Annotated in this window: 8 protein-coding genes and 1 pseudogene; 7 read left to right on the forward strand and 2 right to left on the reverse strand. The window is 75.9% G+C overall.

The window, feature by feature from the left end:
* Positions 1-306 precede the first annotated feature (306 nt).
* The 7 genes and pseudogenes from ACL02R_RS11095 (at position 307) to ACL02R_RS11125 (ending at position 10,849) form a co-directional block, all read left to right on the forward strand.
* The gene (locus ACL02R_RS11095) at positions 307-1,212 is read left to right on the forward strand and encodes an FAD binding domain-containing protein (protein ID WP_362961875.1); all 906 of its coding nucleotides are present in this window, start codon (positions 307-309) and stop codon (positions 1,210-1,212) included.
* Between the two features lie 290 nt (positions 1,213-1,502).
* A pseudogene (locus ACL02R_RS11100) lies at positions 1,503-2,264 on the forward strand ((2Fe-2S)-binding protein); the annotation flags it as partial.
* A gap of 81 nt (positions 2,265-2,345) precedes the next feature.
* Positions 2,346-4,679: a xanthine dehydrogenase family protein molybdopterin-binding subunit gene (locus ACL02R_RS11105; RefSeq protein WP_412796689.1), complete on the forward strand. Its 2,334-nt coding sequence runs from the start codon at positions 2,346-2,348 to the stop codon at positions 4,677-4,679.
* A 152-nt stretch (positions 4,680-4,831) separates the two neighbouring features.
* Positions 4,832-6,388, forward strand: a complete 1,557-nt coding sequence (locus ACL02R_RS11110; RefSeq protein WP_412796690.1) for an MFS transporter — start codon at positions 4,832-4,834, stop codon at positions 6,386-6,388.
* Between the two features lie 651 nt (positions 6,389-7,039).
* Positions 7,040-8,842 carry a DEAD/DEAH box helicase gene (locus ACL02R_RS11115; RefSeq protein ID WP_412796691.1) on the forward strand — a complete coding sequence of 601 codons (1,803 nt, stop codon included), beginning with the start codon at positions 7,040-7,042 and terminating at the stop codon, positions 8,840-8,842.
* 515 nt (positions 8,843-9,357) lie between these two features.
* Entirely contained in the window at positions 9,358-10,002 is a 645-nt protein-coding gene (locus tag ACL02R_RS11120; protein WP_412796692.1) for an IclR family transcriptional regulator, read from the forward strand.
* Between the two features lie 10 nt (positions 10,003-10,012).
* Positions 10,013-10,849: a S16 family serine protease gene (locus ACL02R_RS11125; protein WP_412796693.1), complete on the forward strand. Its 837-nt coding sequence runs from the start codon at positions 10,013-10,015 to the stop codon at positions 10,847-10,849.
* A gap of 5 nt (positions 10,850-10,854) precedes the next feature.
* On the opposite strand, the gene ACL02R_RS11130 is transcribed toward ACL02R_RS11125, so the two are convergent.
* Both ACL02R_RS11130 and ACL02R_RS11135 read right to left on the reverse strand, forming a co-directional pair.
* Positions 10,855-12,378 carry a hypothetical protein gene (locus tag ACL02R_RS11130; RefSeq protein WP_412796694.1) on the reverse strand — a complete coding sequence of 508 codons (1,524 nt, stop codon included), beginning with the start codon at positions 12,376-12,378 and terminating at the stop codon, positions 10,855-10,857.
* Positions 12,347-12,730 (reverse strand): hypothetical protein, encoded by a 384-nt coding sequence (locus tag ACL02R_RS11135; protein ID WP_412796695.1) that lies wholly within the window; start codon positions 12,728-12,730, stop codon positions 12,347-12,349. The genes ACL02R_RS11130 and ACL02R_RS11135 overlap by 32 nt, the downstream gene beginning before the upstream one ends.
* Positions 12,731-12,880: the final 150 nt, after the last annotated feature.

A 12,880-nucleotide genomic window follows, 5' to 3' on the forward strand; every position in this document is an offset into this window, starting at 1 on the left:
TCCGCCGGACCGCTCGGAGGGACGGGCGCGCGTGCCCCCGGGACGCCAGGCCGCCGACGCACGGCGGCCGGGCGTCCCGTTCCGCTTCGGGGGCTTCCCGGCGCCCTTCTGCCGTTCCCCCGGCGCCTCCGCCTCCGCTTCCCTCCCACCCGTCACAGTTGCTCACGCATGCCCCGATCGGGTGAGTGGTGGACGGCCCGACCCCCGCGTGGACCGTGCTCGGATCTGTGCCAGAGTTGCCACGTCCGGGCCCCGAGGACGTACCGTACGGCTGGGCAGCCGGGACACCGGAAAGGGGCAGCAGGATTGAGCACGCACGCACCGCACGCACCCGACTCGGCGCGGCTCGTCGCGCTCCCGTCCACCCTTGACGACGCCGTCGCGGCACTCGCCGAGGTCCCGGCCGCCGTGCCGGTCGCCGGGGGCACCGACCTGATGGCGAGTGTGAACGCCGGGCTGCTGCGCCCCGCCGCCCTCGTCGGCCTCGGCAGACTCGCCGAACTCCGCGGCTGGGCCTACCAGGACGGGCACGCCCTCCTCGGCGCCTGCCTCACGCACGCCCGGATGAGCCGCCCCGACTTCGCCGCCCTGATCCCGGCCCTGGCCGCCGCCTGCCGCGCCGCGGGACCCCCGCAGGTGCGGAACGCGGGCACCCTCGGCGGGAACATCATCACCGCCGCCCCGGCGGGCGACACCCTCCCCGTCCTCGCCGCCCTCGACGCCACGCTGCTCGTCGCGGGCCCGGACGGCGACGGCCGCCAGATCCCCGTCGGCAACCTCCTCGCGGGCCGCGACCGGCTGCGGCGCGGCGAACTCGTCGCCCACGTCCGCGTACCGCTGCTGCACGCCCCCCAGGCGTACCTGCGCGCCACCGCCCGCACGGGCCCCGCGCGCGCCACCGCGTCCGTCGCCGTCGTGCTCGACCCGGTGCGCCGCGAGGTGCGCTGCGCGGTCGGCGCCGTCGCGCCCATGCCGCTGCGGCCGCTGGACGCCGAGCGGTGGGTCGCGTCCCTCGTGGACTGGGACGGCGAACGCGGCCTGACGCCCGAGGCGCTCGACGCGTTCGGCACGTACGTCGGCATGGCGTGCATCCCCGACCCCGAGCCGCCGGCCGACGGCGGCGAAACTCCGCAACTTTCGCCCGCGCTGCTGCACTTGAGGCGTACGGTGGCCACACTGGCCCGCCGTGGACTCGGAAGGGCTCTCGGATGAGCAACGACCAGCAGCCCGACCCCACCGCGCACGGCCCGCAGGGCGGCTGGGGCGGGGAGTACGACGCCGACGCCACCGCGTTCATAGAGCTGCCCGGCGGCTACCGAGAGGGGACCGGCACCGAGCCGCTCGCCGCGCCGGGGCACGGCTACGAACCGCCGGTCATCGACGAGCCCACCGCGCCGCCCGCCACGACGCCCCCGACGATGGACCCGGGCGCCACCGGGCAGTGGACCATGCCGTTCGCCGGGGGCGGGCAGCAGGACGGCGCGCCCGCCGCGCCGGGCCACGGCCTGCGCCCGGGGCAGGCCGCCGCCGCCATGGGCCAGGGCGCCGCGCTCGCGCAGAACCGCCGCCCGGCGGCCGAACTGCCGGGCCACGACGTGCCGCCCGCGCCCTGGACGCCCGACCGGGCCGGCGAGCCGTACCCGCCCGCGCCCGTCCTCGACCCGCCGCGGCACGCCGACGCCGACCCGGTCGCCGTGCCGCCCGCGCCCGAGGCGAGCCAGAGCGACCACCCCGAAGTCAGTTACGTCCTGCGGGTGAACGGCGTGGACCGGCCCGTCGCGGGCGCCTGGATCGGCGAGTCGCTGCTGTACGTCCTGCGGGAGCGGCTCGGGCTCGCCGGGGCCAAGGACGGCTGCGCGCAGGGCGAGTGCGGTGCCTGCTCGGTGCAGGTGGACGGCCGCCTGGTCGCCGCGTGCCTCGTCCCGGCCGCCACCGCCGCCGGGGCGGAGATCCGCACCGTCGAGGGCCTGAGCGAGGGCGGCGTACCGTCCGACGTGCAGCGCGCCCTGGCCGCCACCGCCGTGCAGTGCGGCTTCTGCCTCCCCGGCATGGCCATGACCGTCCATGACCTGCTGGAGGGCAACCACGCGCCGACTGAGCTGGAGACGCGGCAGGCCCTGTGCGGCAACCTGTGCCGCTGCACCGGCTACCGGGGCTACCTCGACGCGGTGCGCACCGTGGTCGAGGAGCGCGCCGCCGCGCACGAGGCCGCCGCCGAACGCCAGCCGCCACTGCCGCACCAGCGCTCCGCCGGACAGCCGTGAGGGGACGAGGGGATGCACTCCCGCGAGGGGATTCGCCTCCACGAGGGGATGCCTCCCACATGGGGATGAAAGGGCAACGCCATGACTGACCGGGCCGCCGACACCGCCGCCGCCATCACCGTCACCCCCGCCGTGGCCGGCCAGCCGGTCGGCAGGCCCGCGGACGCGCCCGCGCACGGCCTCGGCACCTCCCTCGCCCCGGCCGACGCGGAGGCCAAGGCACTGGGCACCTACCCCTACACCGCCGATCTGTGGGCCGAGGGCCTGCTGTGGGCCGCCGTGCTCCGCTCGCCCCACCCCCACGCCCGTATCAAGCGCATCGACACCGCCCAGGCCGCCGCGATGCCCGGCGTGCGCGCCGTCGTCACGCACGAGGACGTCACCGGTACGGGCGGCCTGGGGCGCGCCGTCACGGACCGGCCGCCGCTGGCCTCCGAGGTGGTGCGCTACCACGGCGAGCCGGTCGCCGCCGTCGCCGCCGACCACCCGGAGACGGCCAGGCTGGCCGCCGCCGCGATCGTCGTCGAGTACGAGGTGCTGGACGCGGTCACCGACCCGGAGAAGGCGTTCGAGGCGCCGCCCATCCACCCGGACGGCAACCTCGTGCGGCACATCCCGCTGCGGCACGGCGACCCGTCGGCCACCGGCGAGATCGTCGTCGAGGGGCTGTACCGCGTGGGGCGGCAGGACCCGGCGCCCGTGGGTGCCGAGTCGGGGCTCGCCGTGCCGCGCCCGGACGGGGGCGTCGAGGTGTACATCGGGTCGACCGACCCGCACACCGACCGCGACCGGCTGGCCGCCTGCCTCGGGCTGACGGCGGAGCAGGTCAAGATCTGCGTCACCGGGGTGCCGGGCGCGCTGGGGGACCGGGAGGACCTCGGGTTCCAGCTGCCGCTCGCGCTGCTGGCCATCCGCACCGGGTCGCCCGTCAAGCTGGCCGCGACGCGCGAGGAGTCGTTCCTCGGGCACGCGCACCGGCACCCGACGCTGCTGCGGTACTGGCACCACGCCGACCGGGACGGGAAGCTCGTCAAGGTCGAGGCGCAGCTGCTGATGGACGCGGGCGCGTACGCCGACGACTCCGCCGAGGTGCTGGCCGCCGCCGTGTCGTTCGCGGCCGGGCCGTACGTGGTGCCCAACGCCGTGGTCGACGGCTGGGCCGTGCGCACCAACAACCCGCCGTCCGGCTACCTGCGGGGCGAGGGCGCGCTCCAGGTCTGCGCCGCGTACGAGGGGCAGATGGACAAGCTCGCGGTCCATCTCGGGCTCGACCCGGCCGAGTTGCGCGCCAGGAACGTCATGTCCACCGGGGACACGCTGCCGACCGGACAGGCCGTCACGTGCCCCGCGCCCGTCGCGGAGCTGCTGGCCGCCGTGCGGGAGGCGCCGATGCCCGCGCTGCCGAAGGACGGGCCGGTCGAGGACTGGCTGCTGCCGGGCGGCCCCGACGGCGCGGGGGCCCCGGCGGCCGTTCGGCGTGGCGTCGGATATGCCCTCGGCATGGTGCACATGCTCGGTGCCGAGGGGACCGACGAGGTGGCCACGGCCACGGTCAAGGTCGAGGGCACCGTGGCGACCGTGCTGTGCGCGGCGGTCGACTCGGGGCAGGGGTTCGCGACGCTGGCGCGGCAGATCGTGCAGGACGTGCTGGGCATCGACGAGGTGCATGTGGCGCCGGTGGACACCGACCTGCCGCCCGCGGGCGCGGGCGGGCGCGGGCGGCACACGTGGGTGTCGGGCGGGGCGGTGGAGCGTGCGGCGAAGATGGTGCGCACGCAGCTGCTCCAGCCGTTGGCGGCGACGTTCGGGATGTCCGCGGAGCTGCTGAGCATCGCGGACGGGAAGATCACGTCGTACGACGGGGTGCTGAGCACGACGGTCGCGGAGGCGCTGGAGGGCAAGGAGCTGTGGGCGACCGCGCAGTGCCGCCCGCATCCCACCGAGCCGTTGAACGAGGCGGGGCAGGGGGACGCGTTCGTCGGGCTGGCCTTCGCGGCGGTGCGCGCGGTGGTGGACGTGGACGTGGAGCTGGGCGCGGTGCGGGTCGTGGAGATGGCGATCGCGCAGGACGTCGGGCGGGTGCTGAACCCGCGGCAGGTGCGGGCGCGGATCGAGGCGGGTGTCGTGCAGGGGGTGGGCGCGGCGCTGACCGAACACCTGCGTGTCGTACGGGGGATGGTGCGCCGTCCCGACCTGTCGGGGTATCCGCTGCCGACCGCGCTGGACGCGCCGGATGTGCGGATCGTGTCGCTGCTGGAGGAGCGTGACGTGGTGGCGCCGTTCGGGGCGAAGGCGGCGAGCGCGGTGCCGGTCGTGGTGTCGCCCGCGGCGGTCGCGGCGGCGGTGCGGGCGGCCACGGGGCGGCCGGTCAACCGGCTGCCGATCCGGCCGCAGAGCGCGGTGGGCGGCGCCTGAGCCGGGGTGGGAACGGGGCTGGGCGGGGCGGCGGCCGAACGGGTGTCGGCCGGAAGTGAGCGGTGCCCGTTTCGGGATGTCGGCCGAAGGTGAGTGCGGTTTCGTTCTTTGGTCCATAGGCAGGAGTGGGCTCCGGTCCTTACCTTGGGGGCATGCGCGACAGGACGACCGGCGACGAGGCCGGACACGAGGCGGGACACGAGGGCCTGACGGTCATCGGTGTCCCGGTGGGGGAGGGGCCGCCGCCGGCTGAGGTCCCCGCCGTGGCGGCGGGGGAGCCGGACGGGCCGGTGGACACCGGTGGCGGTGTGCTGAGCGCGGGGTACCGGACGCTCACCCTGGGCTGCGTCAGCATGATCCTGCTGATCGCCTTCGAGGGCATGGCGGTGGGCACGGCCATGCCCGCCGCGGCGGAGGCGCTGGACGGGGTGTCGCTGTACGCCTTCGCGTTCTCCGCGTTCTTCACGACGAGCCTGCTGGGCATGTCGCTGTCCGGCCAGTGGTGCGACCGGCGCGGGCCGGTGGGACCGGTGCTCGCCGGCATCGTGACCTTCGGCGCCGGGCTGCTGCTCTCCGGGGCGGCGGAGAGCATGTGGGTGTTCATCCTCGGCCGGGCGGCGCAGGGCGCGGGTGGCGGGCTGGTCATCGTCGCGCTGTACGTGGCCGTGGGCCGGGCGTATCCCGAACGGCTGCGGGGCGCGGCGTTCGCGGCGTTCTCCGGGGCCTGGGTGGTGCCCTCGCTGATCGGGCCGCTGATCGCCGGGACGGTGACCGAGCGGTTCAGCTGGCGCTGGGTGTTCCTCGGGATCACCGTCCTGGTCGTGCTGCCGCTCGCGGTGCTGCTCCCGGCGCTGCGGCGGCAGGCCGCCGGGCCGCCGCCGGGCGGCGCGGACCGCTTCGACGGGCGGCGGCTGCGGCTGGCGCTGGTGGTCGCGTCCGGCGCGGGCCTGCTCCAGTACGGCGGGCGGGAGTTGAACCTGATGGCGCTGATACCCGTGCTGGCCGGGCTGGCGCTGATGGTGCCTGGCGCGACCAGGCTGCTGCCCTCGGGCACGTTCCTCGGCCGCCGGGGGCTGCCGTCCGTCATCGCGCTGCGGGGGCTCCTGTCGGCCGCGTACATGGCGACGCAGACGTTCCTGCCGCTGATGCTGGTCACCCGGCGCGGGCTGTCGTACACCGAGGCGGGCCTCGCGCTGGCGGCTTCCGGCGCGCTGTGGGCGTTCGGCTCGTGGGCGCAGTCCCGGCCGTGGGCCGAGGGGCGCAGGGAACGGCTGGTGCGCGGCGGCACGGTCCTGCTGACGCTGGGCACGGCGACGACACCGCTGGTGCTGTTCGACGCCGTCCCGGTGTGGCTGCCCGTGGTGACGCTGGGGCTCGCGGCCTTCGGCATGGGCCTGGTCGTCTCGACGCTCGGTGTCCTGGTGCTGCGGCTGTCCGCCCCCGAGGAGGCGGGCGGCAACGTCGCCTCGCTCCAGGTCTGCGACAGCCTGGGGAACGTGGTGATGCTCACCCTGGTCGGCAGCGCGTTCGCCGCCTTGGGCGGGGACAGTTCGGCGGTGGCGCACGACGGCGCGCTCGAAGGCGCGGTGGGCCCCGCGGCGTTCGTGGTGGTCTACGCGGTGACGGCGGTGACCGCCCTGGTGAGCGTGGCCGTGGCGGGCCGCCTGACCCCCTCGTCCAGGGGAACGGCGACGGCGGCGGCCGCCTGAACGGCGGGCCGGGCCGGGGCCCGGCCGCCCAGGCCCGCACGCGCACGCGGGTGCCGGAGCGGCGTGCCGCCTGGCCGTCGCCCGGCGGGGCGTGCCGGGGCACGCGCCGGAGAACTCCCCGGCCGCCGCCCGCGTGGCCGGAGCGGCGGGTACGCCCCGGCTCGGGACGGACGCTCGACGTACGGCCTCGGCCCGGCCCGCCGTCGCCGCTCCACCCGCCGGGCCGACTGCCGTGACGGCGTGGGTCGTCGGGCCGTGCGCGGGGAGGCGCGTGTCCCTGGAACGCCCTGGGCGGGGGCTGCCCTCGGCAGGGCGGCCGGGGGCGCGCACAGGCACGCGTGCTGCGGCCATCCGGCACCGTGGGCCGGAGGCGTCACCGCGTGGCGGAAACCCGTGGACCCCACCGTGTTCTCGTGCGCGCCGTCGTGCGCCACCGCCGGACTGTTCCCGCCCTGCACGGCGCACGCGCGGGCGGCACCGCCGTGTGTCGGCTGTGGTGTTGTTCACGGTGGTGTGCGCGCTCGCCGTGCCGGTCGTGAGGAGTGGGGGAGACGGTCGTGGGCAGGTGTCGACCGGTTGCCGGGCGGCGTGCGTCGCTCGGTTAGGCTGACGCGATCGCCAGCCGCCGCCGACCCCCGCACCGTGGAGACCGTGACCAGCACAGCATCGTCCGCCGTCCCGTCGTCCCACCACCTCTCGCCCGCCTTCCCGGGCCGCGCCCCCTGGGGCACGGCGGGGAAGCTCCGGGCCTGGCAGGAAGCCGCCATGCAGGAGTACCTGCGGGCGCAGCCACGGGACTTCCTCGCCGTCGCCACACCCGGCGCGGGCAAGACGACGTTCGCCCTGACCCTCGCGTCCTGGCTGCTGCACCACCACGTCGTGCAGCAGGTGACCGTCGTCGCGCCCACCGAGCACCTGAAGACCCAGTGGGCCGAGGCGGCGGCGCGGATAGGCATCCGCCTGGACCCGGCGTACAGCGCCGGGCCCGTGGGCCGCGAGTACCACGGCGTGGCGGTCACGTACGCGGGCGTCGGCGTGCGGCCCATGCTGCACCGCAACCGCAGCGAGCAGCGCAAGTCCCTCGTGATCCTCGACGAGATCCACCACGCCGGTGACTCGCGGTCCTGGGGTGAGGCGTGCCTGGAGGCGTTCGAGCCCGCGACGCGGCGGCTGGCGCTGACCGGCACCCCGTTCCGCTCGGACACGAACCCGATCCCGTTCGTCGCCTACGCCGAGGGCAACGACGGCATCCGCCGCTCCGTCGCCGACTACACGTACGGATACGGCAGCGCGCTCGGCGACGGCGTCGTGCGGCCGGTCATCTTCCTCTCCTACAGCGGCAGCATGCGCTGGCGCACCAAGGCGGGCGACGAGATCGCGGCCAGGCTCGGCGAGCCGATGACCAAGGACGCCACCTCCCAGGCGTGGCGCACCGCGCTCGACCCCAAGGGCGACTGGATGCCCGCCGTCCTCAGCGCCGCCGACCGCCGCCTCACCGAGGTGCGCCGCTCCATCCACGACGCGGGCGGCCTCGTCATCGCGAGCGACCAGGAGTCCGCCCGCGCGTACGCCAAGCTGCTACGCGAGATCACCGGGCACGGCGCCACCCTCGTCCTGTCCGACGACGCGGGCGCCTCCGGCCGCATCGAGGAGTTCCGCGCGTCCGAGGACCGCTGGATGGTGGCCGTGCGGATGGTGTCCGAGGGCGTGGACGTGCCGCGGCTGGCGGTCGGCGTGTACGCGACGACGATCTCGACGCCCCTGTTCTTCGCCCAGGCGGTGGGCCGCTTCGTCCGCTCGCGGCGCCGGGGCGAGACGGCCTCGGTGTTCCTGCCGACCATCCCCTCCCTGCTGGGCTTCGCGCACGAACTGGAGGTCGAGCGCGACCACGTGCTCGACAAGCCGAAGAAGGCGGCGGACGAGGACCCGTACGCCGAGGAGGAGGCCCTCCTCCGTGACGCCGAGCGCGAGAAGGACGAGCCGGACGGCGAGCAGGACCAACTGCCCTTCGAGGCGCTGGAGTCGGAGGCCGTCTTCGACCGGGTGATGTACGACGGCGCCGAGTTCGGCATGCAGGCGCACCCCGGCAGCGAGGAGGAGCAGGACTACCTCGGCATCCCCGGGCTCCTCGAACCCGACCAGGTGCAGCTGCTCCTCCAGCGGCGGCAGGCACGGCAGATCGCCCACAGCCGCCGCAAGCCGGACGAGGAGGCCGACCTCATCGAGCTGCCCGCCGAGCGGCGGCCGGTCGTCTCGCACAAGGAGCTGATGGAGCTGCGCCGCGAGCTGAACTCGCTCGTCGGCGCCTACGCCCACCAGTCGGGCAAGCCGCACGGCGTCATCCACACCGAGCTGCGCCGCACCTGCGGCGGCCCGCCGAGCGCGGAGGCCACGGCCGGTCAGCTCAGGCAACGGGTCGCCAAGGTCCGCGAATGGGCCACCCGCATGCGGTGAGCCCTCCGGGCCGGGACGGCCGGGGCCGGCGCGGGCGGTGACCCGTTCGTGGTCGGCCGCGTCCCGGCCCAGGTGCCGGGCCCGCAACGCCCGGCCACGGGAAGCGCGTTCAGCGCGAGCAGGTCGGTCCGGAGCCCGGTCGGGTGCCCGGGGGCCTCCCGCACCGCGTCCGCGTCCGCGACGGGACGCCCGGGGCCCAAGCCGCCCTGGACCGGATCGGCACCCGCCCACCCACCGAGGCCCGGCGCCCCGCAAGGACGCCCTCCGATGCACGAGGTGATCCTGCCTCCGCCCGCCGTTCCCGCGGGTGTCACGCCGTGATCGCCCGCTCCGCCCGCTCGCATCGTGGACGCCCTCTTCCGGCGGCCGGGACGCGGCGGTAGTTTCCGAACGCCCGTCCGCCCGGCGGCAATGTGGCCCCGGAGAGGCCCCCGCCTCCGCACGGCCCTGTCAGGAAACCCGTGCCCGCCGCCCACGGGACCGGCGGCGCGCACCTCACCGAAGGGGGGCGCCCGTTGACCGCGGAGACCTCTCAGACACTCGACCGGGGACTGCGTGTCCTCAAACTCCTCGCCGACACCGACCAGGGGCTGACGGTCACCGAGCTGGCGCGCCGGCTCGGCGTCAACCGCACCGTCGTCTACCGCCTGCTCGCGACGCTCGAACAGCACGCCCTCGCCCGCCGCGACGCGACCGGCCGCGCCCGGGTGGGCGTCGGCGTGCTCGGCCTCGGCCGCCAGGTGCACCCGCTGGTGCGCGAGGCGGCGCTGCCCGTGCTGCGGTCGCTCGCCGACGACGTGGGCGCCACCGCGCACCTGACCGTGCCCGACGGCACGGACGCGCTGACCGTCGCCGTCGTCGAACCGACGCGGTCGGGCTACCACGTCGCGTACCGCACCGGTTTCCGCGAGCCGCTCGACCGGGGCGCCGCCGGGCAGGCGATCCTGACCGGCCGCTGCAAGGACATCGACGACGAGGACGGCTACGTCCTCACCCGCGCGCTGTCCCCCGCCCGCGCCGCCGCGGCGGCCGCCCCGCTGCCGGCCGACTGCGGCGTCGAGGGCAGCGTGGGCGTCGTGATGCTGCACGAGACCGTGCCGCCCGGTGTCGGGCCACGGGTCGTCAGGGCCGCGCGGGAGGTGGGGGCCGTCCTGCGTTAGATTCGCTGGCATGCCCGCCGCCAAGACCGCCGCATCCGCGCCCGCCCCGCCGCCGGCCCGGCTCGCGGGGCCACGCCGTACCCTGCTGCTCGCCGTGTGCGGCGTCCTCTTCGCGGCGCTGCCGGCCGTCGCGGCGCTGGCGCCGCTGCCGTTCTCCGTCACCCACCCGGGTGACACGGCGGACGTGCTGGGCGAACGGGACGGCGAGGCGGTCATCACGATCACCGGCGCGCCGGTACGCGAGACCGAGGGCGAACTGCTCCTGACGACCATCCAGGCCACCGCCCCGGACGCCACCGTGCGCCTCGCCGACGTGGTGCGCGGCTACTTCGCGGGCGACCAGGCCGTCCTGCCGCGCGACTCCGTCTACCCGGAGGGCGACTCCACCGAGGAGATCCGCGAGCACAACGCCGACGAGATGCGCCGGTCGCAGGACCACGCCGTGACCGCCGCGCTCGCCTTCCTCGGCATGGACGAGGACGACGTCACCGTCGAGCTGAACCTCGCCGACGTCGGCGGCCCGAGCGCCGGGCTCCTCTTCTCCCTCGGCATCGTGGACATGCTCGACGGCGACGGCAGCGGCGGCGACCTGACCGGCGGCGCCACCGTCGCGGGCACCGGGACCATCGACGCCGGGGGCCAGGTCGGCCCGGTCGGCGGCGTCGCGCTCAAGACGCAGGCGGCGCGCCGCGACGGGGCGACCGTCTTCCTCGTCCCCGCCGACGAGTGCGGCGACGCGACGGCGGACACGCCGGACGGGCTGCGGCTCGTCCCGGTCAGCTCGCTGAGCGGCGCGGTGGAGAGCCTGCGCGCGCTGGCGGCGGGGGAGAACGTGCCCGGCTGCTGAGCCGTTCAGCGCCCCTCGGCGGCGGCCTCGGCGTGCCGCCAGATCACCTCGGCGACCGGAGCGCCGCGCAGCGCGCCGGTCAGCACGGTGCGCACGAGCCCGCCCCCGGCCGTCACGTACGGCGCCAGCCCGGCGCCCAGGGCCTCGGCGTCCAGCATCACGACGCCGCGCAGCACCTCGTAGTGGAGGCCCGCGGCGAGGAAGAACTCCCCCCACCCCGGATCCCGCCGGGTGGCCGTCATGCCGCCGGGCCCGTACGACACCAGCGGCGGCCCGATCCGGGCGAACGTCTCGCGGAACGCCGCGCGGTCGGCCGTGAACGAGGCGCTGGGGAAGACGAAGAACTCGGGCGCGTCGGCGCGGATGCGCTCGGCCTCGGCCGTCAGGGCGAGGAGGTACCGCAGCCGGGACGACGGTCCCGTCGGCTCGGGCAGGCGGCCGGGGCCCCGGTCGGTGAAGATCCGCCCGGCCACCTCGTCGGGCCTGAGGTGGCCGAGGACGGACTCGACCAGGACGCGCCTGATGTCCAGCGCCTGCGACAGGTCGGGGTCGCCGCCGCGCAGGTGCTCCGTCAGTTCGGCGATCAGCTCCCGCGCCGCCAGCGGGTCGGTGAAGTCGAGCATGCGGTCGAAGCGGAAGCCGCCGAGCCGCTGGGCGACGTGGGCGAAGAGCACGCCCGGGTTGAGGGGGACGAACGGGTACAGCGGCGGCGCGCAGGCGTTCAGCGCCAGGTCGCACGCGTAGGCGAAGCCGATGTCGGCGGCAGCGGTCGGCGTGCGCACGAACTGGTCGAACACCGTGCGCGCCACCCCGTAGACGCCCGTGCGGTGCCGCGACAGGTCGAACGCGAACTCCTCCGCCGCCGCCCGCGCGTCGCGGTGGTCGAGGAGCGCCGCCCGGAGGAGCCGGTGCGTCTCGCTCTGCCGCGCGGCGCCCTCCATCAGGTGCCGCGCCCCCACGGACCACCCGTTCACCTCCAGCACCTCCGGTGTGATCGGGAGGTGGCTGTCCGGGGAGTCGAGGAACGCGCGGTACTTGCGGAGGCGCGGCGAGTCGGCGAGCAGTGTGCCCATGGCCTCGCCGATCAACGGCACGATCTCGCGCCACAGCGGGGCGCGCCCGTCCCTGGCGAGGACCTCCAGGTCGCCCCGGCGGCAGCCGAAGAAGAGCCGCCGGGTGGCCTCCAGGCGCTCCCACCGGCCGAGCGCGTCCGCGTACCGCTCCTCGTGCGCGAGCAACGGCAGGTCCCCGGCCCGCAGTTCCTCCAGCGGGACGTGCTCCACCATGCCCGTCTGGAACTCCAGCAGCAGCGTGCCGAACAGGCCCGCGTTCGTGCCGACGTGCTGGAGCCAGTGGTGCCGCTCGTGCAACAGGGCGGCGAGCAGGGCGACACGGTCCTCGTGGCTGCCCTCCTCGCCGAAGCCGCGGGCGAGTTCGAGCCGGACCGCGACCGGATCGACCCGGCCGAGGCCGCTGTGGAAGGCGGTGGGGGAGACCTCAGTCAGATGGCTCTTCAGCCGTGATCTCACGGACAAGCTGCTCGACCTCGCGACGATCGCCGAGGTGACCCTCGTAGGTCACCGACCTCTTGGTGCCGGACCGCGTGACGCTGATCCGCACCCGCTTCCCGGAGATGTGCGCGATCAGCACATCGCGCACCGCCTTCAGCGCCCCCGCCGAGACGGCGGAGACGACGAGCGTCTGCCAGCCCGACGTCAGCAGCGCGGGACTGGCCGGGTCGCTCTCGTGGAACGACACCCCCGGCACGTCGATCGCCGTCAGCGCCTCCTCCAGCGCACCGAAATGAGCTCCCTCGGCGCTGAGTTCGAAGACGGCACGCGTCGCCGCGCCGTCCGCCGCCCCGATGTGTGTCCCCGTCATGGCACGAGCGTAACGACCGCCGCCGCCCGGGGGAACGGCGTCGGGCCCGCGCACGGGAACCGCCCCCGCGAGTGCAGGTCGCGGGGGCGGTTCGTGGGGGGTGGTGTCCTTGATGATTCCCCGGACGGGCGGCTTCACGCCCGGCGACGG

Origin of the sequence: Streptomyces sp. MS19, assembly GCF_047200595.1 — a bacterium.
Lineage (GTDB): Bacteria > Actinomycetota > Actinomycetes > Streptomycetales > Streptomycetaceae > Streptomyces.